We start from the raw sequence: 25,274 nt of genomic DNA on the forward strand, positions 1-25,274 counted from the left end.
TGACTGGCAGGGTTACACCGTGGCCTTGCTGCGGCTGACCTGTTTGGGCTCCAGGGGCGGGAAGTCATCGTTGAAGAAGGTATCCGCTTCTTCAATTTGTGCCTTGCGCTGCTTCTGGATGAAGTTGTCGAAGTCGCGCTTGATCTCGGGGTCCTTGAGGGCCTCGTAGTCGAACACGTTGGCGGCATAGAGGTAGTTGAAGTAGATGTCGACGAACTCGGCGCTGGCACAGGCGGAGGTGAACTTGCTGTTCTGGCGGTCGAAGTTGACGCGGTACTGCTTGATCTTCGGCACATAGACCAGCTCGTTGCCCACCTTGAACACTTCCACCGTGACCCCCACCGTGATGGTCTTGTAGAAGTCCTTGTTGTTCTCCACCCCGAAGCGGATGGCATCCCCCTGCTTTTGCAGGAACTTGTTGAAGCTGGCCAGCGCCGTGGTGCCCTGGCTCACCACCACGTCCATGATGAAGTTGATGAAGTCGGTGGCGATGCTGAGCCCCTTGATGTGGCGGCTGTAGCTCTGCTGATCGATCTTGCTCGGCCCCATCAGGGGGATCTTGGAGAGGGCCCTGGCCCAGAGATCCGCATCCGTCTTGTACTGCTCGCCATAGGCTTCGGCGTAACGGTTGATGTAGGCGGTGACCACGGAGGTGATGGCGATGAGGTAGGCCTTCTGCTCCGCCAGCTTGGCCATGACGGCGGGATCGTCCAGCAGCTCGTTGGCCACGATGAACTCCACCAGGCCGTCCTTGTCGGCATAGGGATCAGTGCCCACCGCCCGGACGGTGTCAGGCAGATTGACGTCGTTGAAGAAGGCCTCGGCCTCGGCGAACTGATCATGGTTGCTCAGGCGGTTGGCCGGTGCCTCGCGCACCAGCTGGCAGAGCACCAGCTCGGCCTCGTAGTCCGATTCGCGCCACAGGGGGGCCTGCAACTGGTTGCCGAAGGTCTTCTTGTAGGCGAGGTTGAAGTCAAACAGCACCGAACTGCAGCCGCAATCCATGGCGAAGTCGACGGTGTAGCTCAGCGGCCCGGTGGGCAGGGGCTTGCTCATCTTCCCCTTGGCGCTGAGGTTGGCATAGCACTTGAGGTACTCCCGGCCAAACAGCTCGTAGGCACGGTTGTTGTTGAAGTTGAGCTGGAAAGTACCGGCGCTCTCGCCCCCGTTGAACAACTGTTGCACGTGACTCATCTCTCTATCCTTATGGTGAGATTGGTAGACGGGTTGACCCGGTGCCGAGTGGCTACTTCCGGGCCAGCAACAGCCTAGCGAGGGAGAGGGGGTTTGGTTACTGCGAATAATCCCAGTGGCGGGGGCGGGATCCTGGGTTAGCCCCCTGACGGGGAGTATTTCTCGTTGTGTTTCATTCGGATATGGCTGTCATGGTCCCGTCATCCGGGGCGGGACCTTGAAAAAAATCGGAAAAAGGGGAAAGAGAGGGGCTACCCGGGGTCAGGAAAGGTCGGTTTTATCATTTGCCAGGCAAATAGAACCTGGCCATTGCATGAATTTTGCAAATACCCTTTGGGGGCCCGCTCACAGGGATGGCACGGGAGGCTTGTCTATCGGGAAGCAGGCTGGCAACATTTGCGTCACATTCACTCATCGGATCAGTTTGCAATGGACCTGCAACGCCTCAAAGCCAACCTCGCCCTGCGTCTGTTCGCCTGGCGCTACATTCCCGTCATTGGTTTTTGTGCCCCCGTCATCGAGCAGATGGACGCCAGGGCGCTGCGCATCCGCATTCCGCTGGGCTGGCGCACCCGCAACCACCTGGGCAGCATGTATTTCGGGGCGCTCGCCACCGGTGCCGACCTGGTGGGAGGGCTCCTGGTCATGGAGAAGGGGCGGGCGCGGCGCAAGAAGGTGCATTTTGCCTTCAAGGATGTGCAGGGGGAGTTTTTGAAGCGCCCGGAGGGGGACGTGCAGTTTGATTGCGCGGCGGGGGAGCTTATCGACGCCATGATCGACGAGTCCCTGGCGAGCGGCCAGCGCATCAACCGTCCCATCCAGGTGGTAGCCACCTGCCCATCGCGCAACGGCGACGAGGCCATGGCCCGCTTCGTGCTGACCCTCTCCATCAAGGCCAGCTGAAGGCCAGAGGGCGCTTGGCGCCCTTGTTCAAGCCGGGATCAGAGGATCTCGGGGCTGACGCCTTCTTTCACGACTACCTTCATGCCGTTGAAGTTGACCACCGGCTCGGCCACTGTGCTGGGTAGCGCTTGCGTGGCAGGGCGTCAGGATCAGGGGATCTCGGGACTGCTCCCTTCCTTCACCACGGCCTTCATGCTTCATGCCGTTGAAGTTGACCGCCCGCTCGGCCACTGTGCTGGGTAGCGCTTGCGTGGCAGGGCGTCAGGATCAGAGGATCTCGGGGCTGACGCCTTCCTTCACCACGACCTTCATGCCGTTGAAGTTGACCACCTGCTCGGCGACTATCTTGCAGCGTTTGCGGGTCTCGACCTGACCGTCCACTTCCACCAGGCCCTCGGCGACCAGCGCCTTGGCGGCACCGCCACAATCGGCCCAACCCTGATGCTTGATCAGGTCACACAAGGCAACGAAGGGGTGACCTTCGAGCAGAAACGTCTCCATGGGAAATCCTCTAGCTGGATGAATGGCTGAAACAGCGGGGGCTCATTCTAGGCAGTTAGGCGGGGCAGGGAAAGGGCCCGGGCCGAATTGCCCCGAAAAAGGGGCGAGCACAGGCAAAAAAACCAGCCCGACCGGGCTGGTTGTGTCTCTGGGGGCCACTGGCGCTCAAGGGAGTTTCACCACCGCTTCCCCCGTCACGGCGAGGGCGCCGCCCTGGGTGAAGATGCGGGTGGCCAGGGTGGCGATGGGCTTGTCGCTTCGAAGGGCAATCACCTCCACCTCCGCCGTCACCTCGTCCCCCACGAACACCGGGAGCGTGAAGGAGAGGCTCTGGCCCAGGTAGATGCTCCCTTTCCCGGGCAGTTGCTGCCCGAGCAGCCCGGAGAAGAGGCTCGCCAGCAGCATGCCGTGGACGATGGGGCGCTCGAACACCGTCGTGGCGGCGAAGTCCGGGTCCAGGTGCAGGGGATTGAAATCCTCCGAGAGGCCGGCGAAGGCCGCCACCTCGGCCGGGCCGAAGCGCTTGGTCAGGCGAGCCTTCTGGCCCACGGCAAGGGTTTGTGTACTCATGCGGGTTCCTCTTCTTGCATCCTGACGCCGGCAAACACCGGATTGAGCCGTACCTTGACGTAGCTGCCGGGGGCCACCTCCAACCCCTCGACAGGCTGCCGGGCGGGGACGGGCTCTGCCTCGTCACGGTCTTTGATAAAGCGCATCATCTCGGGCCACCAGGAGCCGCTCTGGTGGGTCGCCCCCGCCAGCCACTGCGCCGGGCTGTCCGCCTCGGCCTCGCTCTGCCAGAAGCCGTATTTGTTGGCATCCGGCGGATTGATGATGCCGGCGATGTGCCCGGATTCGGCCAGAATGAAGCGCCGCTCGCCCCCGAACAGCGCCATGCCCTGCCAGGTTCCCTGCCAGAGGGCGATGTGATCATCCACGGCGGACACCAGCAGCACCGGGGTCTTCACCTTGGCGAGATCGATGCGGGTGTGGCGGATCTTGAGCTCCCCCTTCACCAGCTGGTTTTCCAGGTAGAGTCGGCGCAGCAGGCTGTTGTGGGTCTTGCCCGCCACGTTGGTGCTGTCGCTGTTCCAGTGCAGCAGATCGAACGCCACCGGGCTCTGGCCCTTGAGGTAGCTGTCGATGTAGTAGTTCCAGTAGAGGCTATTCTCCCGCAGCAGACTGAAGGAGACCGCCAGCTGGCGCCCGTCCATGATGCCCCTGGCCTCGTTCTGCGCCTCCAGCGCCGCGATGATGGGCTCGTGGATGAATATGCCAAGCTCCCCGGGCTGGGAGAAGTCCAGCAGGGTGGTGAACAGGGTGGCGCTACGCACCCGCTGCTTCTGGCGCCGCGCTGCCAGCCAGCCCATGGCGAGTGACAATGTGGTGCCACCGATGCAGTAGCCGATGCCGTGCACCTCCCGCTCGCCGGTGGCCGCCTCCACGGCGTCCAGGGCGGCGATGACCCCGTCCACCACGTAGTCGTCGAGATCGACCTGCCCCTGTGCCACCCCCGGGTTGCGCCAGGAGATCATGAAGACCGTCTGCCCCTGGGCGACCAGCCAGGCCACCAGGGAGTTCTGGGGGCGCATGTCCATGATGTAGTACTTGTTGATGAAGGGGGGCACGACCAGCACCGGGGTCTTGCCCACCGTCGCCGTGGTCGGGCTGTACTGGATGAGCTCAAAGAGCTCGGTGCGCAGCACTACCCGGCCCGGGGTGGTCGCCAGATCCCGGCCGAGCTCGAAGGCGGACTCGTCGGTCAGGCGGATGTTGAGGTGATCGGCGCTGCGCTCCAGATCTTCGGCCAGGAGCGCGAGGCCGCGCACCAGATTCTGGCCGTCGGACTCCAGGGTGAGCTTGAGCAGCTCCGGGTTGGTGGCCAGGAAGTTGCTGGGAGCCATGGCGTTGACGTACTGGCGGGTGAAAAAGCGCAGTCGCTCCCGGCTCTTCTCGGGCACGCCCTCCAGGGCATCCACCGCCGCCAGCAGGTGTCTTGCGGTCAGCAGATAGGATTGCTTGAGGTAGTCATAGAGGGGTTGCTCGCTCCAGGCCTCGGCCTTGAAGCGGCGATCGCTGCGATCCGGGGTGATCACCGGCTCGCTCGGCTGGCCTGCACTCTTGAGCAGGGTGTGCTGCATCAGCTTGAGCTGATCCTGCCACCAGTTCATCTGGGACTGGATCAGCTGCCAGGGCTGCTGGCTGCCCTGCTCCAGCACCTGGCCCAGATCGTCCAGACTGGTCTGCAGCAGGGCCTGGGCCGTGCGCTCGGTCTGGGCTCTGGCCATGGCCAGCAGCTTGTCGTTGTAGTGGGCCAGGGCCTCGAACAGCGGGCCGTAAGATGATTGGCTCATGTGTTCTCCTTCACCCACGCCCGGGGCGGGCACTTGCCCGTTCTGTCGAGTCGTGGGGAGATGTGGCTGCCCGCAAGACGGGCAGCCAGGGGTTATCAGGCCTTGCCCGTGCTCTTCTTGATGCCATCTGCGGTCAGGGCATCCAGCTCTTCCTTGAACTGCTGGCCGAGGGCGCTGAGCTTCTGGATGTCATCCAGCATCTGGCGGGAGAGCTGGCTGGCGCTCTCCAGCTGCACGGTGCCGAGGGCCGCCAGGCTCTGGGCATCCTGCACCTTGCCGACGGCCTGCAACTGGTTGAGCCCCAGTTCGGCGTAGGCATTGGCGGACGCCAGTTGCAACCGGGTCAGCTGTTCGATGTTGCTGGCCAGCAGCTGGTTGTAGCGGGTGAGGGGGGCGGCAAAGCCTTGCATCTGCTCGGTAAAGCTCTTGATCACGTCCATATTCATCATGGGTCTCCGGTTCGGCAGAACACTGTTTTTGCGGGTCAATCGACCCTTCTTGCGGGTACAGCACGTCATCCCTGTGTTACGTGTTGTTTGCTCTGTTCAAACACACGTTTGAGCATTCTGCAACCAATCCACCTTTGGTGTAAATGACATAAATGTTAGTTTCTGTTTGAATTTTCCAATCCGCCGAGAGAGCCATCCCCGGATTCAGACGAGAGGTGACGCAGGGAAAGGGCCGGGACCTCGTCCCTCGGGGCCTGCGCTGGTACCCTTGAGCCACACCCTCTTCACAAGGAATCTCCGATGAAACCGTTCGCCCTGCTGCTCGGCTGTGGTGCCCTGACCCTCGCCGGTGTCGCTCAGGCCAGCACGCCGGTCCAGATCTCCCTGCCCGGTGTCAACCTGCCCTCGTCCAATCAGGTGGAAGGGGCACGGGCTTCCTTCCTCTACGGCCGCACCGGCCAGGTGAAGGGGATCGATCTGCCGGTGTTCGCCCTCTCCGATGTGGATCAGTTCACCGGTCTGCAGCTTGGTGTGTTCTTTGGCGCGAGCCGGGTGCGCCACCAGTTTGGCGGGGTCGCCATCAACGCCGTTAACTGGCACGAAGGGCAGGATACCGGCCTCAATCTGGGCTTCGTCAACCTGACCAACAATGTGAAGGGGCTCAACTGGGGGGCGGTCAACATCGCCCAGGGCAATGCCCTGGCCAACGTCGGCTTCGTCAACTATGCCGAACGCACCACTTTCCAGCTGGGATTCGTCAATGCCACCAAGCACCTGGACGGCTTGCAGATTGGCCTGGCCAACTACGCCGAGAACGGTATCTTCCCCATTCTGCCCCTGATCAACTTCAAGAAATCCTTCTAGGGACCAACTTGCCCTTGCTTTAGGAGGGGCAGCCATTACCCTGTGCTCCATCAAGGCTGCACAGAGGTAACAGGGGCATGACAACGGAACACATGGACGCCATCGGCATCGGCTGGGATGTGAGGGGCTGGCAGGGCAATGCCCAGGCGGTGGCGGTGGTGGGTTGGCAGGCCCGGGAGTCGCGTCTGCACTGGCTCGGGATCTCCCCCCTGTTTCGCCTGAGCTCCCGGGTCGCGCCGGATCTGGATGCCCTGCTGCGCCCGGCCCTGCAAGACGAGGTGGCGCTGATGCAGGTGCTGGCCTGCCCGCGCCTTGCTCTCGGCATCGATGCGCCCCTGGCCTTTCCCCGCGCCCTCGCCGATCTGCTGGCGGGGCGGAGGAGCGGCTTTCCCGTGCCCCAGCGGGAGATTGACAACCCTTACGCCTACCGGGATTGCGAGCGCTGGCTCCATCAGCACTATGGCAAGAAGCCCCTCTCCGCCACCTTCGACAGGCTCGGCAACAACGCCACCCTGGCTCTCTCCATGCTGCCGCGTCTCGGGGATCTGCAACTGGTGCCAAAACAGGCGAGGGCTGCCGGGCGCGCGGTGCTGGAGGTCTATCCCGCCCTGGCCAAAATGGGGGGCAAAGCCTCTGCTGTGCGGCCCGAGCTGCAACCCCACCTGCCGGCGTCCCTCATCCCTGGAACGGATCCCTATGATGCCGCGCTCTGCGCCCTGATGGCCCTGCAATATGCGGCCGAAGGGGCCGTCACCTCGCTGCCTGCTCTGGTGGACCTGCCGGAGGAGATGGCACCGGACGAAGGCTGGGTCTACCACTTCGCCCGGGATTGAGACGCCCAAGGGCACAGCGCTCCCTCTGATGACTGCTGGCGACTTGCTGTCGCCACTTCGTATGGCTTGCCGTTGCCACGGTGTCAGGCAAGGGCAGGCCGCGTTCGTCCTTGTGATCTTCCGACGTCCCCTTGACCCTTGCCCTTGTTGCCTTATTTTGCGACTGCCGACTGCCGACTGGTGCTTTTCCATCGGACCTCATCCTTGATCCCGACTGTTTATGGTTGGTTGAAAAATCACCTTGTATGCCATCAGACAAGAGGCGTCCAGGTACATTTATCACCCCGCAGCAGCGGGGGAGATGGCTCCAGGGTTGTGCAGGAACAGGGTAGCGGCGGTCAAATATGCGGCAGGTTAGGCCTGCAGAAGCATAAATAGGGAGTCATGGCGTTAATTGCTGGAAGAGCCGTCTCTTCATCCGATATATTGCCTCTTTTCCTCAGGCTTCTTGTGCGGTGGTTTCGATGAAACGCATTCTCTCTATCCAGTCCCACGTGGTGTTTGGCTGTGCCGGCAACAGCGCCGCCGTGTTCCCCATGCGCCGTCTCGGCATGGAGGTGTGGCCCATCAATACGGTACAGTTCTCCAACCACACCCAGTACGAGGCGGGTTGGCAGGGAATGGCGATGCCGGCGGGCCACATTGCCGCCTTGTGCCAGGGGCTTTGCAATATCGAGGTGCTGGCGCGCTGCGATGCGGTGCTGAGCGGCTATCTGGGCTCGGCGGAGCAGGGGGACGAGATCCTGGCGGTAGTGGCGGCGGTGAAGCGAGCCAATCCGGCGGCCCTCTATTTCTGCGATCCCGTGATGGGGCATCCGGAGAAGGGGTGCATCGTCGCCCCTGGCGTCACCCGCTTTCTCACCGAGCAGGCCCTGCCGGTGGCGGACATCATGGCCCCCAATCTGCTGGAGCTGGAGACCCTGTGCGATGTCCATCTGACAACCCTGGCCCAGACCCGGGTCGCCGCACGCCAGTTGCTGGAGAAGGGGGTGAAGATGGTGCTGGTCAAGCACCTGGGTCGCGCCGCCAGCGTCCCCGGCCGCTTCGAGATGCTGCTTGCCACCCCCGAGGGAGACTATCTGATCGCCCGTCCCCTTTACGATTTCGCGCGCCAACCGGTGGGCGTGGGGGATCTCATCAGCGCCCTGATGCTGGCCAACCTGCAGGCGGGATATGATGGGGTGAGCGCCTTCGAGCGCACCAACGCCGCGGTGGATGCGGTGCTGCGACAGACCTGGGAGGCGAATGCCTACGAGCTGCAGCTCATCACGGCCCAGAGCGCCTTTGCCGATCCGCAGATTGCCCACAGGGCCGAGCGACTGGCCTGACGCCATTGATCAGCCCGTGACGGGACGAGCTGATCAAGGTTCAGCTTGCGGTACTGATCGGTGTTGCATCCTGAAAATGTTCGACCCTGGGGAAGGGGTCGTAGAAGTGGTGCAGCAGGGCCTTCCACTCCTGGTACCGGGGGGAGCCCCTGAACCCCCGGGTGTGATCTTCCAGCCGCGCCCACTGTACCAGCAGCAGGTAGTGATGGGGATCGTCCAGGGCACGCTGCAACTGGTGGCCCAGATAGCCGGGCATGGCACTGATGATGTGCTGGGCCCGGGCGAAGGCCTGCTCGAAGTCAGTGGCCTTGCCGGGAATGATCTGCAGATGGGCGACTTCCAATATCATGATGGCTCCTTGCCGATGAGTCTGATTGAACCAAAAACCTATGTACGCCGAGCCTTGGAGGGGGCAAGACCGGCACGCTGTCCGGTCTTGCCAGGCCGTCTGCCTCAGAGCTGCTTGTAGAAGAACTGGGTGGCGGCGAGGGTGCCGTCCCCATTGCGGGCGAAGTCCGGGATCTGGCCGGCCTCCTGATAGCCGAGCTGGCGATAGAGGCTGGAGGCCACGTCGCCGACCCGAGTATCCAGCACCAGCAAGGTACGCCTGGCGTCCCGGGCCCCTTGCTCCATGGCGTTCATCAGGGCGCGGCCCACCCCCTTGCCACGGGCCTGGCTGTGGACCATCAGCTTTTCCACTTCGGCCCTGTGGCCCCCGTTGGCCTTGGTGCACAGGGAGAGCTGCAGGGCGCCCACCAGATGGTGCTGATCAAACGCCACCCAGAGCTTGCGCACTCCATCCGCCAGCTCCCCCTCGATGCCTTGCCAGTACGCCAGCCCCTGCTCTTCCTGCAGGGGAGGCAGAAAGCCCACCGAGGCACCGCTGGCCACGCAATCTTGCAGCAGGGCGATCAGCGCCGGTTTGATGCCTCTGGTGCTCTCGACCTCAAGGATCTCCATTGAATGTCCTCATCTTCTCTCTTGGCCCACGTGGGGGATTAACGTCTCTGGCGCGGACTTTCCTGCCGGTGCCATCGTCATCCGGTCAGGTGCGCCGTCTCTTAATGGATCAGTCCCTGCGCTGCCAGCCACTGGAACAGCAGGCGGGAGACGGGGGAGACTTCGGCCAGGTGGCGGCTGTCCAGCCAGCGCAGCTCGGCGATCTCCGCCGAGGCGACGGGCGTGCCGTCGGCGTCCCCCGTGTAGCAACGCAGATTGACATTCACCCCTTGTGGCTTGCCGTCCGCCTGGGCGCTGAACTCGCAGGCGAACGCCAGGGTGTCGGGTTTCAGGATGACCGCGAGCTCTTCCTCGATTTCACGAACGAGGGCCGCCTCGTCGTTCTCGCCCGGCTCGCGCTTGCCCCCCGGAATGTAGTAGATGTCCTTGCCGTGGGAGCGGGCGCACAGCAGTTGTCCCTCCTTGAAGGTCAGCCAGGCGAGTTTGTCGATCATGGGCAGATTCCTCTTGTTGCCGCTTGTCAAAGGGGGGCTCGCTGCTCGCACAGGGTGCGATAGGAGCGGGTTTCCCGCATCTCGGGCGCCAGTCCCAGCCGGCTAGCCAGCGCCAGCAACTGCGCGCGGTAGGCGGGCAGGGCGGTCTCGTCGTCAGTCATGATGGCGAGCTCGGCAAAATCACCGACGCCTGCCAGGTGATCCACCGTGACGTGGAAGGCCCCCAGAAAATAGATGCTGCGCCGCTTGTCGATGGTCAGCACCGGCTGGTAGCCCAGGGTGCGCACCATGCTGGCCGCCTTGTCCGCATCGGTGATGTTGACCGCCTCGCAGCGATCGGGTCCGGGTCCTTTGACTATCCAGAGCCGGATGCCGCTGGGGGCCATGGTGCGGATGATCAGGCTCTTCTCTGCCCGGGCCAGGGCGCCATCTGCCGTGTCGAAGTAGCAGTCCTGCTCATGATTGTCCGCCACCATCACCTCGGGGCCGAGGGCCGTGAGGGTATGTACAAAGGCGGCGCTGTCCGTCAGGCGGTATTTGAACTCCACCTCGAAGCGCCCCTGAAAGTGGGTGGTCATGGCCTTGCGACGGCTCCCGAACGGCAAATGAATAGGGCAGCCTAGCAAAAGTGCCGGGCTCTCCCAAGCATCGGGATCACAGCTTCGCATCGACTGCCGACTTTATGACCAGATGGTGAGGGAAAATCCGCCCTGGTGCACAGCTTGTGGCCCGGTGGCTGGGCGCCGTACGGGGGCTGTGCTCTAATAAGCTCCCTCTTTGGCGGTATTTCCGCCCTGAACAACGACAACGAGGCGGCGGCCCCGGCCGCGCCAGTGGAGCCACAGATGCAGATCACCTCACAGACCCCCTTTATCGGACTGGGCGTGGCGGGCAACTTCGCCGGTCACCTGGAGCAGGCAGGGGAGGCGGCGGACTTCGTCGCCGTCAAGGTTGACGACAAGGTCGCCCCCAAGGCGCTGTTCCCCTTCTATGTGCCGAACCATCCCGGCCAGCTCGGGGTCTTTCCCCTGAGCGGCGAGGCCATCTTCCTGCCGGAGGCGGCGGTGAGCGGGGACGAGAAGGTGCAGATTGAACCCGAGGTGGCACTGTGGTGCGAGCTGGAGTACGCGGGGGAGCAGGTGGTGGCCATCCATCCCAAGGCGTTTGGCGCCTACAACGACTGCTCCATCCGTCGCCCCAATGCCAAAAAGATCAGCGAGAAGAAGAACTGGGGTGAAGAGAGCAAGGGGCTGGCCGCGAACCTGCTGCCCCTGACCCACTTTGCCGCAGGATGCGAGCTCGATGACTACCGCATCGCCTGCTATCTGGAGCGGGACGGGGAGCTGCACCCCTACGGGATCGACAGCGCGGCGGTGGATTACAGTTACTTCCACGATCAGTTGCTGGCGTGGGCCATCGACAAGTTCAACCATCAGCAGGACGAAGGCCCGGCCGAGCATATCCAGGGGCTGCTGGCCCAGGCGGGGCGCCCGGCCCATGCGCTCATCAGCATTGGCGCCACCCGCTACACCCCCTTTGGCGAGACCCACTTCCTCGCTCCCGGTGACACCGCCTGCGTGGTGGTCTACCCCGCCAGTCGCTACAGCGAGCGCGACATTCGCGAAGCCATCGCGACCCGCCGCGTTGGCGCCGATGTCTCTGTCCTGCTCCAGGCGGTCAAGACCCGTTGATCGCGATGCCTTCCCAACCTGGGGAGGCATCTTCTTTCTCTACTATGCCTGCGCACACTCCATGCTGGCGTCATGCATGATCAGCCGAAAGAGGAGTGGCAGATCAGGTGGGTTGCCATGGTGGTGATCAGAGAGTGCAGGGAGCAGGATCTGGCGGCTTGCTCAGCCTTTACGCCGAGCTCAGACCACGGGATCCCGTGATGCCGCTTTCCATGGCGAGGGAGACGCTCGCGAGCCTGCTGGCCAGGCCCGAGGTGCGGATCATCGTGGCGAAGGTGGGCGGTGAGCTCGCCGCCACCTGCCAGCTCGGGGTGATCCCGACCCTGAGCAACGGCGGCAGGCCCTTTGGCATTATAGAGCACGTGGTAACGGCCTCTGCGTTCCGACGCCAGGGGCTGAGCCAGAAGGTGCTTGAACTGGCGCTCTCCCTGGCCTGGGGGCTGGATGGCTACAAGGTGATGCTGCTCTCGGGGGAAGGGCGCGATGAAGCCCATCGCCTCTATGAGAAGCTGGGCTTCAAGGCGGGCATCGAGAAGGGGTTTGTCATCAAGCAGGCAGAGGCCCAGGGCTGCACCTTGACGAGGTTCGGCCCCAAGGCTTAGCATCGGCGCTTTTGCCATAAATTGAGCCAACAATTCATGAAGATAGAACAAGCACAAACCGGGGATTACCCGGCCCTGATCGCTCTCTGGGAGGCCTCGGTACGCGCTACCCATCACTTCCTGCAAGAGGAGGATATCGCGACCCTCAAGCCCCTTATCCTCGAACACTATTTCGATGCCGTGCGCCTCTATTGCGCCAGGCAGGATGGCGTGATCGTCGGTTTTATCGGGGTGGCTGAGGGCAACATCGAGATGCTGTTCATCGCCCCCGAGGCGAGAGGGAGCGGGGTCGGCCGCCAGCTGGTGGCGCACGCCATCCATTGCCTGGGGGCGACCCGGGTGGACGTCAACGAGCAGAATGCCCAGGCTGTCGGCTTCTATCAGCACCTGGGCTTCGAGGTGACGGGGCGCTCCCCCCTGGATGGCCAGGGCAAGCCCTATCCCCTGCTGCACATGGCCTTGGCCGCCGGTTAAGGGCGCCAGAGCATAAAAAAACCGCCCGGGACGTGGGCGGTTTTTTGTGTCAGGTCGGCAGCTATCTGCCTCACTCCTCGCTGGAGTTGTCCTGATAGTCGCCCCGCTGGGCCTTGGGCAGACGGCGCATAGGGGCGAAACCGATGTCCTCGCCTACCACTTCCCGCTTGCGGGACTTGTTTTGCGCAGGCTGGGCAGGCTTCTTGGCGCCATCCCCTTTGCCTTTCCCGGCGGCGGGCTTGCCCTTGGCGTTGGCATGGCCACGGGCGCGGGGCGGGTTTTGCACCGGCTTGCTGCCCGGCAGGGTCTGGCGGCTCGGCTTGCCGCTCGGCTCGTATCCTTCCAGGATTTCCACGGTCAGGGATTGGCCGATCAGCGCCTCGATCTCCTTGAGCTGACCCAGCTCGTCCTGGCTCACCAGAGAGATGGCCTCGCCGCCACGGCCGGCGCGGCCGGTGCGGCCAATGCGGTGGATGTAATCCTCCGCCATCTGGGGCAGCTCGAAGTTGATCACGTGGGGCAGCTGATCGATGTCCAGGCCGCGAGCGGCGATGTCGGTGGCAACCAGCACCCGCACCTTGCCTTCACGAAAATCCGCCAGCGCCCGGTTGCGGGCCCCCTGGCTCTTGTCACCGTGGATGGCGACCGTATCCAGGCCATCTTTCTGCATTTGCTGGGCGAGCCTGTCGGCAATCTGCTTGGTGCGCACGAACACTAGCACCCGCTGCCAGTTGCCACGGCCAATCATGTGGGAGAGCATCTCCCGGCGGCGCTCCCGATCGACCTGGATGATGCGCTGGCTTACCTGCTCTGCGGCGGTGTTGCTGGGATCCACCTCGATGAGGGTGGGATCCTTGAGCAGATCGTCCGCCAGCGCCTTGATGTCATTGGAGAAGGTGGCAGAGAACAGCAGGGTCTGACGCTCCTCCGGCAGGGCCTTCATGATGCGGCGAATGTCGGTGATGAACCCCATGTCGAGCATTCTGTCCGCTTCATCCAGCACCAGCACCTCGAGGGCGCTCAGGGTCAGGGCGCCCTGGGTCAGCAGATCCAGCAGGCGGCCCGGGGTGGCCACCAGGATGTCGACCCCGAGCTTGATGGCGTCCAGGTTCGGCTTGATGCTGACGCCGCCATAGGCGATCAGGGTACGAAATGGCAGGTGGTGGGCATATTTGATGATGCTCTCGCCCACCTGGGCGGCCAGCTCCCGGGTCGGGGTCAGCACCAGGGCTCTCACCTGGCGACGACCGCCACGGCCGTGGTTGGCCAGCAGTCGATGAAGCATGGGCAGGGTGAAACCGGCCGTCTTGCCCGTGCCTGTCTGGGCGCCGCCCAGCACGTCCTGCCCGGCCAGGATGGCGGGAATGGCTTGCTGCTGGATGGGGGTGGGTTGTTCGTAACCCAGCTCCTTGACGGCCCGCAGGATGTGCGGTGACAGACCCAGTTCATTGAATGACATGTTCGAGGGACACTCCGAGCCTTGGGCTCAACGGGTGACGGCAGCCTTGGTCCGTCACGACATGGAAAATAGGGTGGGTCGCCATCGAGGCTGGGCCTGAGCCCGGCAAAGCGACCGCACAAGAGAACAGTGGGCGCGTAATATAGCAGATGCGAGGCGTACGCGCAGCAGCCGTGTCGCGAGCGGCGCACGCCCGTCAGAGCAGTCCCTCGATGGCCTGCACCAGATCCTCCGGTCTGGTCTGGGGGGCGAAGCGGTCCACCACCCGGCCTTCACGGTCAATCAGGAACTTGGTGAAGTTCCACTTGATGGCCTCGCTGCCAAGGAGTCCGGGCTTTTGTTCCTTGAGCCAGCGATAGAGGGGGTGGGCCCCGGCGCCGTTGACCTCGCACTTGGCCATCAGGGGGAAGCTGACCGGGTAGTCGAGAGAGCAGAAGCGGGCGATCTCCTCGGCATCGCCCGGCTCCTGATGGCCAAACTGATCGCAGGGAAAGCCCAGGATCTCGAAGCCTTGGGGGCCGAACTGGCGATAGAGGGCCTCAAGCCCGGTGTATTGGGGGGTAAAACCGCAGCGGCTTGCCACGTTGACCACCAGCACGACACGGCCCTGCAGATCGGCGGTGGACCAGGCCGTGCCATCGAGTCGTTGCAGGGGGATGAGGGGCAGGGGCATGGTTTCTCCTGATGCAAGAGGGGCGACAAGGCGCCCGGGGGACAATCCTTGCACGTTAACGGGCCGAGGGCCGGGGAGCAAGGGGGAGGGCGTCTGTGCCCCCCCAGACTCCTATTGATGGCGGGACTTCTCAAGAGAAGCAATCCGGTTTGTGCCGATGGTCCGAAGTCGCTACAAAGCGCACTCTCTCCCCTCGCTGCGAGCCTATCTTGGACTATCAAGCCGTCATGGATGCCATCTACACCCGGGGTTGGGTGATAGTGGATGATTTTTTAACCGCCGCCGAGGTGGATGCCCTCAAGGCCTGCCTGCCGGACGAGTGGCGACCGGCGGGGATCGGGCGCGAGACCCTGCATCAGGACAACCGTGATATCCGTCGGGATCAGATCCACTGGCTCGACGCCTCCCTCGGCGCGCCGGTGGCCGACTATCTGGCCCGGATGGAGTCCCTGCGTCTGGCCGCCAATCGCAGCCTGATGCTGGGGCTGTTCGACTACGAGGCGCACTTTGCCCGCTACCGTCAGGGAGACTTCTACGCCACCCATCGCGACGCCTTCGCCGGACGATCCAACCGCCGGCTCACCTCGGTGTTCTACCTGAACAACGACTGGCAGCCAGAGGCGGGGGGAATATTGCGGGTCTATGACGACAGCGAGCAGTTTCTGATGGATGTCTCCCCCCGGGGCGGGCGGTTGGTACTCTTCCTGTCTGAAGAGTTTCCCCACGAGGTGCTGCCCGCAAGCCGGGAGCGCTACAGCATTGCCGGCTGGTTTCGGGTCAACGGCAATGGCGCCGGGCGGGTCGATCCCCCCCGCTGAGCGCTTTTCATCCTGTTTCTGACACAGGAAGAGACTTTTATCTGCCCGGGCAGGGGGAGGTGCGCCCCATCGGCTGACAAGGCTTCCCCTCCCTTGCTACACTGCCCGCACTTATGTTCGTTTCTGGCTTCGTCCGGTTTTCATGCGGTTGGGTTTGCCATGGTGATGACGAAGCCGCTTCTCCCAAGGGATCACATCTAATGAAGAACATGCATGTCTTGCTGCTGTGCGGCGGTGGCGGCTCCGAGCACGAAGTCTCGCTGCGCAGCGCCAATTTCCTCGAAAAACAGCTCGGGCTCCTGCCCGGTATCGAAGTGACCCGGGTCGAGATGTTTGCCGACCGCTGGCTCAGCGCCGACGGTCGCGAGTGCAAGCTGGGGCTGGACAAGCTGCTCTCGTTCGACAGCGTGGCCCGTCCGGTGGACTACGTGGTGCCCTGCATCCACGGCTATCCCGGTGAGACCGGCGATCTGCAATCCTTCCTCGAGCTGGCCGGCCTGCCTTATCTGGGTTGTGACGCCGAGGCGAGCAAGGTGTGCTTCAACAAGATCACCACCAAGCTGTGGCTCACCGCCATCGGCATCCCCAATACCCCCTACCTGTTCCTGACCGAGCAGGGCGAGGCGAGCCTGACCGAGGCAAAAGCGGCGCTGGCCAAGTGGGGCAAGGTCTTCATCAAGGCGGCCTCCCAGGGCTCTTCCGTGGGTTGCTACTCCGCCAGCAACGAGGCAGACCTGGTGAAGGGCATTGCCGATGCCTTCGGTTACTCCGAGCAGGTATTGATCGAAAAAGCGGTCAAGCCCCGCGAGCTGGAAGTGGCGGTCTACCAGTATGGTGACGAGCTGGTGGCCACCTATCCGGGGGAGATCTGCGTACCCCAGGACAAGTTCTACACCTATGAAGAGAAGTACAGCAGCGCCAGTCACACCGAGACCGCGCTCAAGGCCGAGGGGCTGACTCAGGCCCAGGCCGATGCCATCCACGAGTACGCGCTCAAGGCGTTCCGTCAGCTCAAGCTGACCCATCTGTCGCGCATCGACTTCTTCCTGACCGAAGAAGGGGAGATTTTGCTCAACGAGATCAACACCTTCCCGGGCATGACCTCCATCTCCATGTTCCCGAAACTGCTGGAGCACCACGGCCACAGCTTCGCGCACTATCTGGAGCAGATCCTGCGAAAGGCGGTCTGACATCGCCAGACCCGGTTGCAACGGATGGTGAGTAGGGGCCTCAGGGCCCTTTTTTCATGGGGGCGAGGCGGGCAGAACGCGGGGAGGGAAGGGGGCAGGGCGCCGCCTGGCAAGCCTTGCCGCCAGGAGGGCGCGCCGTTACAATCAGCCCCCTTTTGTCCCGCCACAGGCACCGTCAGAGCCGCGTTCCATGAAGCCCATCCCCGATCACGCCGTCAACCGCCTGCGCATCTGGCGCAAGAGCGTCTCGACCCGACCCTTTCTTGCCCGTGGCGGCAGCGTGCCACGCTGCGATGCCTGCCAGCTGCGCCACGACTGGTGTGCCTGCGACTGGCGCCCGGCGCTCAAGGCCGAGGCCGGGTTCTGCCTCATGATGTATGACAGCGAGCCCATGAAGCCCTCCAACACCGGGCGCCTCATCGCCGACGTGCTGCCGGACTCCACCTGGGCCTTTCTCTGGTCGCGTACCGAACCCCATCCCGAGCTGCTGGCCCTGCTGGCGGATCCTGCCTGGCAGCCCTACGTGGTCTTTCCCGCCTGCGAAAAAGCGCCCGACCGCCTGACCGGCGAGGTGGTACTGGCCCCGGGCAAGAAGCCGCTGTTCATCCTGCTGGACGGCACCTGGCCCGAGGCGCGCAAGATGTTCAACAAGAGTCCCTATCTGGACGGCTTCCCGGTGCTCGCCATCAAGCCGGATGCGCTCTCTACCTACGGCATGCGGGTTGCCCACAGCGACGAGCACCTGTGCACCGCCGAGGTGGCCGCCTGCGTGTTGGAAGTGGCCGGGGAGCTGCGGGCGGGACAGGCGCTGCAGCTCTGGTTCAATCTCTTTAGCAGCCGCTACATGGCTGGCCGGGTAAGCCGTGCACCCGGCGAGGATGAAGCGCCCCTGCTGGAGGGGCTGGAGGCCATCAAGGGCCAGAGCCGCGCTCTGGATTAATCCTCATCAGCAGCCGCTACATGGCTGGCCGGGTGAGCCGTGCGCCCGGTGCGGATGAAGCGCCCCTGCTGGAGGGGCTGGAGGCCATCAAAGCCCAGAGCCGCGCTCTGGATTAATCCTCATCAGCAGCCGTTACATGGCTGGCCGGGTGAGCCGTGCGCCCGGTGCGGATGAAGCGCCCCTGTTGCAGGGGGTGGATGCCATCAAGGGCCAGAGACGCGCTCTGGATTAATCCTCATCAGCAGCCGCTACATGGCTGGCCGGGTAAGCCGTGCGCCCGGTGAGGATGAAGCAGCCCCTGCTGGAGGGGCTGGAGGCCATCAAGGGCCAGAGCCGCGCTCTGGATTAATCCTCATCAGCAGCCGCTAGATGGCTGGCCGGGTAAGCCGTGCGCCCGGTGAGGATGAAGCGCCCCTGTTGCAGGAGGTGGCGGTTATCAAAGCACAGGCCTTCTCGCACGCTGATTGATGAAAATAAGGAATCAGTTGACTGCCATTGTTTCGTTGGCTTCATGAGCCCGCCCTCGCTAGGATAGCGACCTGTTGACTCCTTCAGGCTCCTGGCCATGCCGGGCGCCGCCAATCACACGAGGTCTATGGATGGAACTGGAACTGCTCACCCTGGTCGCCCTGTTCGGGGTGGCCCTCATCGCCGGCTTTATCGACGCCATCGCCGGGGGCGGGGGGCTCTTGACGGTGCCGGCCCTGCTGGCCACCGGCATGCCGCCAGCCCTGGTGCTTGGCACCAACAAGTTGCAGAGCAGTTTCGGTTCTTTCTCCGCCACCTGGTTTTATGCCCGCAAGGGGCTCCTTGAGTGGGCAATCATCTGGCCGGCGGTCATCTGCACCTTCATCGGGGCGGCCATCGGCACCCTGGCGGTGCAGACCATCGATGCCGCCATCTTGGAGCGGCTGCTCCCCTTCCTGCTGATGGCGTTTGCCTGCTACTTCTACTTCTCCCCCAGGGTGAGCGATGCGGAGAGCCAGCGCCGCCTCACCCCCATGGCGTTCGCCCTGCTGGTGGGCGGGGGCGTGGGCTTTTATGACGGCTTCTTCGGGCCGGGCACGGGGTCGTTTTTTGCCATCGGTTTCGTGGCCCTGGCGGGCTTTGGCATGGCGCGGGCCACCGCCCACACCAAGCTGCTCAACTTCACCTCCAACATCGCTTCCCTGCTCTTCTTCACCCTGGGGGGCAAGGTGGTGTGGAGCGTGGGGCTGTGCATGGCGCTGGGGCAGTTCATCGGGGCGCGCATGGGCTCCAAGCTGGTGCTCAAAAAAGGGGTGAAGCTCATCAAGCCGCTGCTGGTGACCGTCTCCCTGGTGATGTCCGCCAAGCTGGTGTGGAGCCAGTACCCCGAGCTCTTTGCCTGGCTGGGCTGAGTCGGTACCCCCCCATGACGAGGGCCCGATCGCAGATCGGGCCCTCTTGCGTTTCAGCCCTGTGCCGTCAGTTGCCGGAAATGGGCTTGCAGCGCCTGCACCAGGCGGGCGATGCGATCGCGCTTGAGGCTGTTTGGCCGATAGACCAGGTGGAGCGGGCGGCCCAGCCCCGGCAGGGGGCGTGCCTGTGTCCCCTGCTCACCCACCAGCGCCAGCAGGCCGGCGGGCAGGAGCACGGGGCCAATGCCTGCCTTGGCCAGCTCGATCAGCGCCAGGTAGGAATCGAGCTCCATGGCGGGGATAAGCCCGAGGGCGGCCAGGGGCTCGCGCAGATAGCGGTTGGAGGGGTTCTCCAGATCCATGGTCAGGATCTTGCGCACCTTGCCCTGCATCCCCTGACTCACGTCGCCTTCAGTCAGTTGCTTGCTGGTCACAGTTTCTTGCAAGGCGCCCTGGTGATCCGGCTGCGCCGCCTCATCCAGAGCGTCCCCCACCAGATAGAAGGGCTCCTCCAGCAGCCGTTCGGCACACAGCCCATGGCCCGGCGGCAGGCGACCGGCGCAGATCCCGAGCAGGGCATCCCCGCCGCGCACCCGGGCCAGAATGACCGGGGTGTGGTGGGTCGAGAGGGCAATGTGGGGATCCCGTTCAAGGTAGGTGTGCATGAAGCGGGCGAGGTAGCCCGCCAGCAGGGTTTCGGAGCAGGCGATGGACAGAGGGGTCTGATCCGTGAGGATCTGGCTGTCCGCCAGCACGCCCTTCATTTCGGCGAGGCTCGGGGCTACCCGGGCGAGCAGTTCACGGGCCTGGGGAGTGAGGCGGATATGACGGCCATCCGGCTCGATGAGCTTCTTGCCAAGGCGCTGCTCCAGCTGGGCGATGCGCTTGCTGACCGCCGACTGACTGATATAGAGGCGGCTTGCAACCTTGGCCATGGTGCCCTCGCTTGCCAGCAGGCAGAGTGTCTCCAGCCCTTCCAGTAACATGCGTCCTCCCTCCTCGTGTGTTGGACGCGGTTACCTTAGGGGCTGGTGGCATCAGGGGCAAGTACCGTTTGCGGCCCTTGATAGCGGCCAGCGCCATGCCTTGACGGGGGGCGCGAAGATCACCAGGTTGCCGATGAGGCTCACTACCACGCCGACGATGGAGACCGTCTGCCAGACAAAGCCTTCATAGAAGGTGGAGAGGGTGAGGGCCACCAGGGGGAAGAGCACGGTGGCGTAGGCCGCCTTGCTGGCACCGATGCGCCCCACCAGGGTGAGGTAGGCGGTGAAGGCGATGACGGAGCCGAAGATGGCCAGATAGACCATGGCGGCGAGGTAGCGCGGGTCGGTGGGCAGGGTGAGTGACTGACCGAGTACCGTGACCCAGCCCAGCAGCAGCGCCACGCCGTAGACCATGCCCCAGGGTACCATCTGCAATACGTGATAGCCCTGGCGCTGTCCCCGGGCGGAGACCAGGTTGCCCAGGGAGAAGCAGAGAGTGCCGGCGCAGGCAAAGAGCAAGCCCTTCCAGCCGTTTGCACCCAGTTGCGCATCCGCCAGCACCGGCCAGAAGAGCAGCAGGGTGCCAAGCAGCCCCAGCAACGATCCTTGCAGCCAGCGCAGGCCCGGTCGTTTACCCTCGAACAGCCAGAGATTGAGGCCGTTGAAGATGCTGGCGCTGGCGAAAATCACCGCCGACAGGCCGCTCGGGATATAGAGGGTGGCGTGGTAGAAACAGAGGAAGTTGGTGGAAAAGAGCAACGCACCGAGCAGGGCAGCATAACGCTGGCCCGCCCAGGGCAGTCGCGGAAACTTGCCGCTCACCGTGAGCAGGGCGAACAGGGCCAGGGCCGCCAGGGCGAAACGATAGAGCACCGAGACCTCGATGGGGATGGGGCCGAGCTGCCAGGCGATGGCAATCCAGGTGCTGCCCCAGATGAGGACGGTGGAAACATAGAGCATCAGATTCATGGTGTGATCCCATCAAGAGAAGATGATGTGATCAGCATGAACCGTGAGGCGGGGTGCCGGCTTGCACCATCTTGCGGTTTTTTCAACGGAGGCGCAGCCTTTGACCATGAGGCGCGATAAGATGGCGACAGGAAAGGGGCGGCAAGTGCCAAAGAGGGAGGCAAGCGTGCAGCATGCCATGCAGCAGACAAGACAGGCGGGGGTCTTTGATGCCCTGGTGAGCACCGGTGCCAGACTGGAGGACTCCTGCTGGCTGGAGCCCGGGCTCGGGGTGGCGAGCTGGTGCAACCGCTACGATCAGACCCGCTACCACAAGCCGGGCAACCACACCATCAGCGTCTACCTGCAGGGGGGCGAGCAGACCGAGCGGCTGGACGGCCCCGGTGGCCATGGCGGTGCGGGCAAGGTGTGCATCATGCCGGATCACCACAGGTCCGAGTGGCTGGTGCGCGAGGAGTTTCGCTTCTTCCACCTCTACTTCACCCCCGGCCACTTCACCCGTATCGCCGAGCAGGCGTGCGACAAGGAGGGGCGTCATCTGCAACTGGAAGACAAGACCTTTATCGACGATCCCCAGGCGGCGGCCCTGGTGCAGGGGCAATTGATGAAGCTGGACTGGCAGCACGGCATCGATCGCATGGCGCTCTCCCACGGTGTCTGGATGCTGATGTTACACGCCTATCGCCATCACACCCGCGAGGCCCCGGCGCTGCCGGAGGTGCGCGGCGGTCTGGCCCCGGCCGTGGTGCGCCGTGTACAGGAGTATCTGCAGGCTCACCTGGCCGAGCCGGTCACCCTGGGAGAGCTCGCCCGGGAGGCGGGTCTGAGCGAATACCACTTCGCCCGGATGTTCGGGCAGAGTCTGGGCTGTCCGCCCCACCGCTACCTGCTCGGGCTGCGGCTCAAGCGGGCCAAGCAGTTGCTGGCGGGAAGCGAGCCTCTGGCCAGCATCGCCGCCCAGTGCGGTTTCTCCTCCCAGGCCCATTTTGGCAACCGCTTCCGGGAGGCGTTCGGCCTGAGCCCGGGCCAGTGGCGAGCCCAGTTGTCATTCTCCTGTCACAGATAACCCTGAGACTCTGGACAAAAGAGGTGTACCCTCTGTCTCTTGTCCATTGAAAGGAATGCCCATTGAATCATCGCAAACGTCAGACCCGTACTCGCCATCTCTGGTTCAACCACTGGAATGCCCCCCTCTATCGCGCCACCCAGCCAACGCCGCCCGAACCGCTCGTTCCTCACAGTTCCCGCTGAAAACGCCGTAACCCGATAGGATTTTTCCGGCAACTTTGCCACTATTGCGCCATCAGGATGGACTGGATATGGCCGCATGTTTCTGGAACGCATTGAAGTCAAAGGTTTTCGCGGAATAAATCGCCTCTCCCTCGGGCTGGACAACACCACTGTGCTCATCGGCGAAAACGCCTGGGGCAAATCCAGCCTGCTGCGGGCCCTCTGGTGCCTGCTGGGGGATGCCGAGCCCTATCAATTTGGTCAGGATGATTTTCACCGGCCCGAAGATCCCGAGCTCGAACCCTCGCGCACGCTGCAACTGGTGCTCACCTTCAGCGAGTATCGTCCCCAGATGTGCCAGCACTCCCGCCGTCTGGCCCGCCTCGGCGCGGCCTGGATCCCCCACAAGGACAAGTTCCACCGGGTGCATTATCGTGCCAGTGCCGAGTTGCAGGACGATGGCAGCGTGCTCACCACCCACGACTTTCTCGACGGCATCGGCAAGAGCCTGGCCATCGACAACAACGAGGCGCTGGTGCGTCTGCTCATTACCATGAACCCGGTGTTCAGGCTGCGGGATGCCCGTACCGCCCGGGAGGGCATCGAGCGGCTGCCCTGGGGGGATCTGTGCGAGCAGCGGCTGGACGAGCTGGCCGGCAAGCTCACCGACGAGCCCCAGCGCATCGGCGAGCCTGAACTCAAGGAGGCGCTGCAGGCGGTGCAGCAGTTGATGGAGCACTACTTCAGCGCTTTAGCTCCCATCAAGCACAAGCCTCGCAGCCAGCGGGATATCGTCAATCGCCCCATGACCCTGCGCAATCCCGGCAACCTGCAGGTGCTGCTGCGCAATGCGGACAACCGGGCACTGCAACTGGCCATGGCGGGCATGGCGGCCATGCTGCTCCACGCCCGAGGCAACCGGGAGCTGGAGGAGGGGGCCAGACCCATATTGATGCTGGAAGACCCAGAGAGCCGCCTGCATCCCACCATGCTGGCCCTGGCCTGGGGTCTGCTGGAGCAGTTGCCCGGCCAGAAGCTGCTCACCACCAACTCGGGGGACCTGCTCTCCTCCTTGCCCCTCAATCAGGTGCGCCGTCTGGTGCGCCGCCAGCAGGACATCCTCTGCCATCAGTTGGGAGGGGAGCGCTACAGCAGCGACGATCTGCGCAAGATTGCCTTCCATGTGCGCATCAACAGGCCCATGTCGATGTTTGCCCGCTGCTGGCTGCTGGTGGAAGGGGAGACCGAGATCTGGCTGCTCTCGGAGCTGGCCCAGATCTGCGGCTACAGCCTGCGGGCAGAGGGGGTGCGCATCATCGAGTTCGCCCAGTGCGGCCAGGCTCCTCTCATCAAGGTGGCCCGGGACTTTGGCATAGAGTGGCACCTGCTCACCGACGGTGACGAGGCGGGTGCCAAGTATGCGAGCTCCGCCCGCTCCCTGCTCAAGGGGGAGCGCGAGCGGGATCGGCTGACCCAGTTGCCGGCGGCAGACATAGAGCACTACCTCTACCAGAACGGGTTCGAGGGGGTGTTCCGGCGCGAGGCGGGGGTCGGGGGGCGCTCCACCCTCAACGCCGGGCGCATCATCGCCAAGGCGATCCACCATCGCAGCAAGCCAGGCATGGCCCTGGCTGTGGTGGAGGAGGCGGAGCGCCTCGGCAGCGAGCACATTCCCCCTGTGCTCAAGCAGATGTTTGCCCGGGTGGTCGCCCTTGCCCGGGGACAAAGCTGACCGGCGACGTTGGGAAGACGGGGGGAGTTTGGATATACTCCCTGCCTCTTGTCCTTCCTTACCCTGTGACGGGTGCACCCGCACCCGGACTGCTGCCGGAGACCCTATGTTCGTCCAACTTCCTTTTTGGCTCTTTCCCCTGACCGGTCTGATGGCCCTGGGGGCCCTGATCGCCGTGGGGCTCGTCCTGTGGCGCGGGGATCTCTGCCCGGGCCAGCGCTCGCGGATCACTACCCAGCTCTTCTCGGTCTGGGTGATCACCGGGCTCTCTCTGATGCTGGCGGTGGAGGCCAAGGTTGCGGGCTGGCTCATCTGGAGCGGGGGGGCCGCTCTGGTGCTCGGTATCGTGCTCTCCCTGGTCCAGTCTCGCCTGGAGGGCAAGCGCGCCATCCCCGCCACCCTGCTGTGGTTGCCCGCCATGCCGCTCGCCCTCTACGGGCTGGGTCTGATGCAGATCCAGGGCTGGCTCGGCGGCCTGCTGCAGATGGTGCTGCTGGGGTCGGCCTTTGCCCACCTGATGCTGCTGCGTGCCCGCCACCGCCTGCAAGCCTTCAATCTGCTGCTGCCCCTGGCGGGGCTGGTCTCCGCCATCCTGAGTCTTATCTGGCTGGCGGTGCTGGTGGGTTGGCAGGGGAGCAGCGCCGGGCTCGACCCGCTGATCCCCGGGGTAGTGACCCAGGCCGGCCTGCTGGTCGCAGCCCTGCTGCTCTGGTTCAGCCCCATCTACCGTCAGCAGGAGACGGCCCCCGTGGTGGTCTCCGTGACCCTGTGCGGCCTCATTATCGCCCAGATTGCGGCGACCAGCGTGTTGCACCAGCTCGCCTGATCCCGGCGCATCCTCCCGCCCGCACCTTGTCGTGCGGGCTTTTTTTATGGCAAAGAGGGGCAAGTCGGGGGGAGCGGGGGAGCGCGGGGAGGGGCCTGAGGGGCGAGAGATCGCTAGCTGCCTGAAAAAACTGCGATTTGTTGCAAAAGAGCGCAGTATGTGACGGTTTAATCCCCGAATAAACTTTTTTTAGGATATTTACTTGCAATCTCAGCGTTGGCGCCTATTATGGGCGACCTCGGACGCGGGGTGGAGCAGCTCGGTAGCTCGTCGGGCTCATAACCCGAAGGTCGTCGGTTCAAATCCGGCCCCCGCAACCAACCATTTGTGTCCATGGCAAGTGCATAGCGCTGCGGTGGAGACGAAGACAGCAAGAAGCAACTGCTCTGCTTTTTGTGGTGGCAATACAATTCGGACGCGGGGTG

The 25,274-nt window shown here is 63.8% G+C and carries 28 protein-coding genes, 1 tRNA gene and 4 pseudogenes; 19 read left to right on the forward strand and 14 right to left on the reverse strand.

Features of this window, described 5'->3' with window-relative positions; all coding sequences use genetic code 11:
• Positions 1–12: 12 nt before the first annotated feature.
• On the reverse strand, positions 13–1,194 hold the full coding sequence (locus AB5Y89_RS15380; RefSeq protein WP_201890043.1) for a hypothetical protein: 1,182 nt from the start codon (positions 1,192–1,194) through the stop codon (positions 13–15).
• 429 nt (positions 1,195–1,623) lie between these two features.
• Between AB5Y89_RS15380 and AB5Y89_RS15385 the strand changes: the two genes are divergently transcribed.
• On the forward strand, positions 1,624–2,097 hold the full coding sequence (locus tag AB5Y89_RS15385; RefSeq protein ID WP_010674883.1) for a DUF4442 domain-containing protein: 474 nt from the start codon (positions 1,624–1,626) through the stop codon (positions 2,095–2,097).
• Positions 2,098–2,135: 38 nt separating this feature from the next.
• On the opposite strand, the pseudogene AB5Y89_RS15390 reads toward AB5Y89_RS15385, so the two are convergent.
• Positions 2,136–2,210: pseudogene (locus AB5Y89_RS15390) on the reverse strand (ribosome-associated protein); the annotation flags it as partial.
• On the opposite strand from AB5Y89_RS15390, the gene AB5Y89_RS15395 reads away from it, so the two are divergent.
• Positions 2,179–2,340 carry a hypothetical protein gene (locus AB5Y89_RS15395; RefSeq protein WP_368224100.1) on the forward strand — a complete coding sequence of 54 codons (162 nt, stop codon included), beginning with the start codon at positions 2,179–2,181 and terminating at the stop codon, positions 2,338–2,340. The pseudogene AB5Y89_RS15390 and the gene AB5Y89_RS15395 overlap by 32 nt on opposite strands.
• 24 nt (positions 2,341–2,364) lie before the next feature.
• On the opposite strand, the gene ybcJ is transcribed toward AB5Y89_RS15395, so the two are convergent.
• The 4 genes from ybcJ to AB5Y89_RS15415 all read right to left on the reverse strand — a co-directional run bounded on the left by ybcJ (position 2,365) and on the right by AB5Y89_RS15415 (position 5,398).
• Positions 2,365–2,598 carry a ribosome-associated protein YbcJ gene (gene ybcJ, locus AB5Y89_RS15400; protein WP_010674882.1) on the reverse strand — a complete coding sequence of 78 codons (234 nt, stop codon included), beginning with the start codon at positions 2,596–2,598 and terminating at the stop codon, positions 2,365–2,367.
• Positions 2,599–2,763: 165 nt separating this feature from the next.
• Positions 2,764–3,168 (reverse strand): MaoC family dehydratase, encoded by a 405-nt coding sequence (locus AB5Y89_RS15405; protein ID WP_253584997.1) that lies wholly within the window; start codon positions 3,166–3,168, stop codon positions 2,764–2,766.
• The gene (locus AB5Y89_RS15410) at positions 3,165–4,952 is read right to left on the reverse strand and encodes a class I poly(R)-hydroxyalkanoic acid synthase (RefSeq protein ID WP_368224101.1); all 1,788 of its coding nucleotides are present in this window, start codon (positions 4,950–4,952) and stop codon (positions 3,165–3,167) included. The genes AB5Y89_RS15405 and AB5Y89_RS15410 overlap by 4 nt, the downstream gene beginning before the upstream one ends.
• A gap of 95 nt (positions 4,953–5,047) precedes the next feature.
• Positions 5,048–5,398, reverse strand: coding sequence for a phasin family protein (locus AB5Y89_RS15415; protein WP_039040883.1), 351 nt, complete (start codon positions 5,396–5,398; stop codon positions 5,048–5,050).
• A gap of 303 nt (positions 5,399–5,701) precedes the next feature.
• Between AB5Y89_RS15415 and AB5Y89_RS15420 the strand changes: the two genes are divergently transcribed.
• The 3 genes from AB5Y89_RS15420 (at position 5,702) to pdxY (ending at position 8,426) form a co-directional block, all read left to right on the forward strand.
• Positions 5,702–6,265: a hypothetical protein gene (locus tag AB5Y89_RS15420; protein WP_010674879.1), complete on the forward strand. Its 564-nt coding sequence runs from the start codon at positions 5,702–5,704 to the stop codon at positions 6,263–6,265.
• 77 nt (positions 6,266–6,342) lie between these two features.
• Complete coding sequence (locus AB5Y89_RS15425) at positions 6,343–7,098, forward strand: DUF429 domain-containing protein (RefSeq protein WP_368224102.1); 756 nt, start codon at positions 6,343–6,345, stop codon at positions 7,096–7,098.
• A 464-nt stretch (positions 7,099–7,562) separates the two neighbouring features.
• Positions 7,563–8,426, forward strand: a complete 864-nt coding sequence (pdxY, locus tag AB5Y89_RS15430; protein WP_124244946.1) for a pyridoxal kinase PdxY — start codon at positions 7,563–7,565, stop codon at positions 8,424–8,426.
• A 40-nt stretch (positions 8,427–8,466) separates the two neighbouring features.
• Here the strand turns inward: pdxY and AB5Y89_RS15435 are convergent, their stop codons facing one another.
• The 4 genes from AB5Y89_RS15435 to AB5Y89_RS15450 form a co-directional block, all read right to left on the reverse strand.
• Positions 8,467–8,775, reverse strand: a complete 309-nt coding sequence (locus tag AB5Y89_RS15435) for an antibiotic biosynthesis monooxygenase (RefSeq protein ID WP_124244947.1) — start codon at positions 8,773–8,775, stop codon at positions 8,467–8,469.
• Positions 8,776–8,879: 104 nt separating this feature from the next.
• Positions 8,880–9,386 carry a GNAT family N-acetyltransferase gene (locus tag AB5Y89_RS15440; RefSeq protein ID WP_010674875.1) on the reverse strand — a complete coding sequence of 169 codons (507 nt, stop codon included), beginning with the start codon at positions 9,384–9,386 and terminating at the stop codon, positions 8,880–8,882.
• A gap of 101 nt (positions 9,387–9,487) precedes the next feature.
• Complete coding sequence (locus tag AB5Y89_RS15445; RefSeq protein WP_368224104.1) at positions 9,488–9,880, reverse strand: NUDIX domain-containing protein; 393 nt, start codon at positions 9,878–9,880, stop codon at positions 9,488–9,490.
• Between the two features lie 26 nt (positions 9,881–9,906).
• Positions 9,907–10,458, reverse strand: a complete 552-nt coding sequence (locus tag AB5Y89_RS15450; protein ID WP_368224105.1) for a class IV adenylate cyclase — start codon at positions 10,456–10,458, stop codon at positions 9,907–9,909.
• 267 nt (positions 10,459–10,725) lie between these two features.
• On the opposite strand from AB5Y89_RS15450, the gene AB5Y89_RS15455 reads away from it, so the two are divergent.
• The 3 genes and pseudogenes from AB5Y89_RS15455 (at position 10,726) to AB5Y89_RS15465 (ending at position 12,647) form a co-directional block, all read left to right on the forward strand.
• Positions 10,726–11,571: a DUF5718 family protein gene (locus AB5Y89_RS15455; RefSeq protein WP_319891556.1), complete on the forward strand. Its 846-nt coding sequence runs from the start codon at positions 10,726–10,728 to the stop codon at positions 11,569–11,571.
• Positions 11,572–11,688: 117 nt separating this feature from the next.
• Positions 11,689–12,173: pseudogene (locus AB5Y89_RS15460) on the forward strand (GNAT family N-acetyltransferase).
• Between the two features lie 36 nt (positions 12,174–12,209).
• On the forward strand, positions 12,210–12,647 hold the full coding sequence (locus AB5Y89_RS15465; RefSeq protein ID WP_319891555.1) for an acetyltransferase: 438 nt from the start codon (positions 12,210–12,212) through the stop codon (positions 12,645–12,647).
• 70 nt (positions 12,648–12,717) lie between these two features.
• Here the strand turns inward: AB5Y89_RS15465 and AB5Y89_RS15470 are convergent, their stop codons facing one another.
• A complete protein-coding gene (locus tag AB5Y89_RS15470) occupies positions 12,718–14,106 on the reverse strand; it encodes a DEAD/DEAH box helicase (RefSeq protein WP_104452968.1) in 1,389 nt (462 codons plus the stop codon).
• 196 nt (positions 14,107–14,302) lie between these two features.
• Entirely contained in the window at positions 14,303–14,779 is a 477-nt protein-coding gene (locus AB5Y89_RS15475) for a glutathione peroxidase (protein ID WP_039038588.1), read from the reverse strand.
• A gap of 209 nt (positions 14,780–14,988) precedes the next feature.
• Here AB5Y89_RS15475 and AB5Y89_RS15480 point away from each other — a divergent pair, with 209 nt between their 5' ends.
• The 6 genes and pseudogenes from AB5Y89_RS15480 to AB5Y89_RS15505 all read left to right on the forward strand — a co-directional run bounded on the left by AB5Y89_RS15480 (position 14,989) and on the right by AB5Y89_RS15505 (position 19,106).
• Positions 14,989–15,597, forward strand: a complete 609-nt coding sequence (locus AB5Y89_RS15480; protein ID WP_041211488.1) for a 2OG-Fe(II) oxygenase — start codon at positions 14,989–14,991, stop codon at positions 15,595–15,597.
• A gap of 200 nt (positions 15,598–15,797) precedes the next feature.
• Positions 15,798–16,787: a D-alanine--D-alanine ligase gene (locus AB5Y89_RS15485; protein ID WP_041215087.1), complete on the forward strand. Its 990-nt coding sequence runs from the start codon at positions 15,798–15,800 to the stop codon at positions 16,785–16,787.
• A gap of 190 nt (positions 16,788–16,977) precedes the next feature.
• Positions 16,978–17,727, forward strand: a complete 750-nt coding sequence (locus AB5Y89_RS15490; RefSeq protein ID WP_041211486.1) for a tRNA-uridine aminocarboxypropyltransferase — start codon at positions 16,978–16,980, stop codon at positions 17,725–17,727.
• A gap of 2 nt (positions 17,728–17,729) precedes the next feature.
• A pseudogene (locus tag AB5Y89_RS15495) lies at positions 17,730–17,843 on the forward strand (DTW domain-containing protein); the annotation flags it as partial.
• 2 nt (positions 17,844–17,845) lie between these two features.
• Positions 17,846–17,959: pseudogene (locus AB5Y89_RS15500) on the forward strand (DTW domain-containing protein); the annotation flags it as partial.
• A gap of 367 nt (positions 17,960–18,326) precedes the next feature.
• Positions 18,327–19,106, forward strand: coding sequence for a TSUP family transporter (locus AB5Y89_RS15505; RefSeq protein ID WP_010674863.1), 780 nt, complete (start codon positions 18,327–18,329; stop codon positions 19,104–19,106).
• Between the two features lie 53 nt (positions 19,107–19,159).
• On the opposite strand, the gene AB5Y89_RS15510 is transcribed toward AB5Y89_RS15505, so the two are convergent.
• On the reverse strand, positions 19,160–20,092 hold the full coding sequence (locus AB5Y89_RS15510) for a LysR family transcriptional regulator (protein WP_368224108.1): 933 nt from the start codon (positions 20,090–20,092) through the stop codon (positions 19,160–19,162).
• Between the two features lie 51 nt (positions 20,093–20,143).
• Positions 20,144–21,061 carry a DMT family transporter gene (locus tag AB5Y89_RS15515; protein WP_041215090.1) on the reverse strand — a complete coding sequence of 306 codons (918 nt, stop codon included), beginning with the start codon at positions 21,059–21,061 and terminating at the stop codon, positions 20,144–20,146.
• A 178-nt stretch (positions 21,062–21,239) separates the two neighbouring features.
• Between AB5Y89_RS15515 and AB5Y89_RS15520 the strand changes: the two genes are divergently transcribed.
• From AB5Y89_RS15520 to AB5Y89_RS15540, 5 genes are all read left to right on the forward strand, one after another.
• A complete protein-coding gene (locus AB5Y89_RS15520) occupies positions 21,240–22,127 on the forward strand; it encodes a helix-turn-helix domain-containing protein (RefSeq protein WP_368224110.1) in 888 nt (295 codons plus the stop codon).
• 62 nt (positions 22,128–22,189) lie between these two features.
• A complete protein-coding gene (locus AB5Y89_RS15525) occupies positions 22,190–22,312 on the forward strand; it encodes a hypothetical protein (RefSeq protein WP_256094327.1) in 123 nt (40 codons plus the stop codon).
• Positions 22,313–22,388: 76 nt separating this feature from the next.
• Positions 22,389–24,023, forward strand: a complete 1,635-nt coding sequence (locus AB5Y89_RS15530; RefSeq protein ID WP_039038583.1) for an ATP-dependent endonuclease — start codon at positions 22,389–22,391, stop codon at positions 24,021–24,023.
• A gap of 106 nt (positions 24,024–24,129) precedes the next feature.
• On the forward strand, positions 24,130–24,849 hold the full coding sequence (locus tag AB5Y89_RS15535) for a hypothetical protein (RefSeq protein ID WP_010674858.1): 720 nt from the start codon (positions 24,130–24,132) through the stop codon (positions 24,847–24,849).
• 243 nt (positions 24,850–25,092) lie between these two features.
• Positions 25,093–25,169 (forward strand) — tRNA-Met (locus AB5Y89_RS15540).
• Positions 25,170–25,274 lie beyond the last annotated feature (105 nt).

The sequence above is a fragment of the Aeromonas sp. s4 genome (genome assembly GCF_040907855.1).
Classification (GTDB): domain Bacteria; phylum Pseudomonadota; class Gammaproteobacteria; order Enterobacterales; family Aeromonadaceae; genus Aeromonas; species Aeromonas caviae.

What these genes read in the sequence shown, in the direction of transcription:
- AB5Y89_RS15450 (WP_368224105.1), bottom strand. Translation starts at nt 10,458, where the DNA reads ATGACCACCCACTTTCAGGGGCGCTTCGAGGTGGAGTTCAAATACCGC.
- AB5Y89_RS15470 (WP_104452968.1), bottom strand. Translation starts at nt 14,106, where the DNA reads ATGTCATTCAATGAACTGGGTCTGTCACCGCACATCCTGCGGGCCGTC.
- AB5Y89_RS15415 (WP_039040883.1), bottom strand. Translation starts at nt 5,398, where the DNA reads ATGAATATGGACGTGATCAAGAGCTTTACCGAGCAGATGCAAGGCTTT.
- ybcJ (WP_010674882.1), bottom strand. Translation starts at nt 2,598, where the DNA reads ATGGAGACGTTTCTGCTCGAAGGTCACCCCTTCGTTGCCTTGTGTGAC.
- AB5Y89_RS15485 (WP_041215087.1), top strand. Translation starts at nt 15,798, where the DNA reads ATGAAGAACATGCATGTCTTGCTGCTGTGCGGCGGTGGCGGCTCCGAG.
- AB5Y89_RS15405 (WP_253584997.1), bottom strand. Translation starts at nt 3,168, where the DNA reads ATGAGTACACAAACCCTTGCCGTGGGCCAGAAGGCTCGCCTGACCAAG.
- AB5Y89_RS15520 (WP_368224110.1), top strand. Translation starts at nt 21,240, where the DNA reads ATGCAGCAGACAAGACAGGCGGGGGTCTTTGATGCCCTGGTGAGCACC.
- AB5Y89_RS15535 (WP_010674858.1), top strand. Translation starts at nt 24,130, where the DNA reads ATGTTCGTCCAACTTCCTTTTTGGCTCTTTCCCCTGACCGGTCTGATG.
- AB5Y89_RS15490 (WP_041211486.1), top strand. Translation starts at nt 16,978, where the DNA reads ATGAAGCCCATCCCCGATCACGCCGTCAACCGCCTGCGCATCTGGCGC.
- AB5Y89_RS15475 (WP_039038588.1), bottom strand. Translation starts at nt 14,779, where the DNA reads ATGCCCCTGCCCCTCATCCCCCTGCAACGACTCGATGGCACGGCCTGG.
- AB5Y89_RS15395 (WP_368224100.1), top strand. Translation starts at nt 2,179, where the DNA reads ATGCCGTTGAAGTTGACCACCGGCTCGGCCACTGTGCTGGGTAGCGCT.
- AB5Y89_RS15530 (WP_039038583.1), top strand. Translation starts at nt 22,389, where the DNA reads ATGTTTCTGGAACGCATTGAAGTCAAAGGTTTTCGCGGAATAAATCGC.
- AB5Y89_RS15445 (WP_368224104.1), bottom strand. Translation starts at nt 9,880, where the DNA reads ATGATCGACAAACTCGCCTGGCTGACCTTCAAGGAGGGACAACTGCTG.
- AB5Y89_RS15515 (WP_041215090.1), bottom strand. Translation starts at nt 21,061, where the DNA reads ATGAATCTGATGCTCTATGTTTCCACCGTCCTCATCTGGGGCAGCACC.
- AB5Y89_RS15420 (WP_010674879.1), top strand. Translation starts at nt 5,702, where the DNA reads ATGAAACCGTTCGCCCTGCTGCTCGGCTGTGGTGCCCTGACCCTCGCC.
- AB5Y89_RS15385 (WP_010674883.1), top strand. Translation starts at nt 1,624, where the DNA reads ATGGACCTGCAACGCCTCAAAGCCAACCTCGCCCTGCGTCTGTTCGCC.
- AB5Y89_RS15505 (WP_010674863.1), top strand. Translation starts at nt 18,327, where the DNA reads ATGGAACTGGAACTGCTCACCCTGGTCGCCCTGTTCGGGGTGGCCCTC.
- AB5Y89_RS15410 (WP_368224101.1), bottom strand. Translation starts at nt 4,952, where the DNA reads ATGAGCCAATCATCTTACGGCCCGCTGTTCGAGGCCCTGGCCCACTAC.
- AB5Y89_RS15510 (WP_368224108.1), bottom strand. Translation starts at nt 20,092, where the DNA reads ATGTTACTGGAAGGGCTGGAGACACTCTGCCTGCTGGCAAGCGAGGGC.
- AB5Y89_RS15455 (WP_319891556.1), top strand. Translation starts at nt 10,726, where the DNA reads ATGCAGATCACCTCACAGACCCCCTTTATCGGACTGGGCGTGGCGGGC.
- AB5Y89_RS15465 (WP_319891555.1), top strand. Translation starts at nt 12,210, where the DNA reads ATGAAGATAGAACAAGCACAAACCGGGGATTACCCGGCCCTGATCGCT.
- AB5Y89_RS15440 (WP_010674875.1), bottom strand. Translation starts at nt 9,386, where the DNA reads ATGGAGATCCTTGAGGTCGAGAGCACCAGAGGCATCAAACCGGCGCTG.
- pdxY (WP_124244946.1), top strand. Translation starts at nt 7,563, where the DNA reads ATGAAACGCATTCTCTCTATCCAGTCCCACGTGGTGTTTGGCTGTGCC.
- AB5Y89_RS15435 (WP_124244947.1), bottom strand. Translation starts at nt 8,775, where the DNA reads ATGATATTGGAAGTCGCCCATCTGCAGATCATTCCCGGCAAGGCCACT.
- AB5Y89_RS15425 (WP_368224102.1), top strand. Translation starts at nt 6,343, where the DNA reads ATGACAACGGAACACATGGACGCCATCGGCATCGGCTGGGATGTGAGG.
- AB5Y89_RS15380 (WP_201890043.1), bottom strand. Translation starts at nt 1,194, where the DNA reads ATGAGTCACGTGCAACAGTTGTTCAACGGGGGCGAGAGCGCCGGTACT.